Consider the following 1,344-nt stretch of genomic DNA (forward strand, 5'->3'; position numbering starts at 1 on the left):
TTCAGCGCTTCAATCCGCTGCGCGGCATCGGCGTGCGTCGGCAGCTGCGACAGCGCCGCTAGTCCCGGGCCCCACAGGCCGCTCATGTCCAGTGCCGGGAAGTCCTGGCGCAACCTGTGCGAGATGGCCAGCCGCTGCGCGTCCTCCATCAGCGAGGTGTCGATGCGCAGCTGCGATCCGGCGAATTCCAGCCGCAGCCCATCGCCCTGCAGCTGCGGAAGATCGGCAATCAGGCGATCCAGCCAGCGCGGCGCGCGTGCGCGTGGGTCCAGCGTTATCCCGCCCTGCACGTTCTGCCGGCCGTGTACCGCCAGCAGCGTGCTCCAGATACGGCGACGATCCCCCTCGGTGGGCAGGCTGCCGTGCACCTGCATCTGTGTGCCATGTTGCTGCAGGGACAGGTAGGCGTCGTGTTCGAGTGGAATGTCCGGCACCGTCCACAGGGGCGTGCGGGCCTTCAGCTGCAACCAGGTGGTGAGGCCGAGGACAACGACAATGGCCAGCAGCCACAACAGGCTGCGCACGGCCCTCCCATACATCGCGCGCGTTGGCACCGTGCCGGTCATGCGCCGGGGCGATGGGCCCGCGATGCTGCGATGGACATGCGGAGAGGGCACCAGGCCGCCCGGCGCATCCATCAGCGTGACCACCCCGGGCAGAAGATGGCAGGCGACCACCCTGAAAGCACCGGGTGACATGCCACAGCGATGCGCGATCATGGCCAGCGTGTGTGCGCCCAGCGCGCGTTCGAGCTCACTGGCGACGATGGGCAGCCGCAACGCTGCCGGTTGCCGCCAGGAATGAAAACGGGAGGCCAGACCTGCCTGTTCAAACCGCTGCTGCAGACCGTCCAGGCCCCGGTGATGGGAGGTTATCCAGACGCTGATGACCTCCACCACCCAGCGGGCGCGATGGCCCAGCTCGAGGCGTGTTGCGGCATCTTCGATGAAACGGTCGTACGCAGACATGCAGTGACTCCCTGGAATGTGATGTGCGTCGCGCCGCGCAGCAGGCGCGACGGATTGCGATGGCTCCGGGGGCGCCACTCTGGGGAGCGCGCGTCAATGCATGGTGAAATGCTGGGGGTGATGCCTCTTTCGTTTCGGCGGGCCCTGCGGCAGGGCCCGCCGCTGGATGCGGCGAGGCCTAGTGCACAGCGGGATCTGCACGGTGGCCCCGGACCGCTGGCGCGCCGTGGGACGCCCTTCTCCGGGTCGCCGGAATGGTTTCAGGTGCACCTACTTTCGGGCTTAAAACGACAATCTGCGAGCGCTCTTGGCGCCCTTCTGTCGCTTCATGCTGGGCTGGTTGCGCGATCCCTCAGTTCTCCAGCGCGTCCAGGTA

General features: G+C 67.3%; 1 protein-coding gene. It reads right to left on the reverse strand.

The window, feature by feature from the left end; all coding sequences use genetic code 11:
- The coding region (locus tag ACFQ6N_RS40870) for a hypothetical protein (RefSeq protein ID WP_380659203.1) at positions 1–968 on the reverse strand (968 nt) is incomplete at its 3' end.
- Positions 969–1,344: the final 376 nt, after the last annotated feature.

Origin of the sequence: Kitasatospora sp. NPDC056446 (assembly GCF_042796115.1) — a bacterium.
GTDB lineage: Bacteria > Actinomycetota > Actinomycetes > Streptomycetales > Streptomycetaceae > Kitasatospora.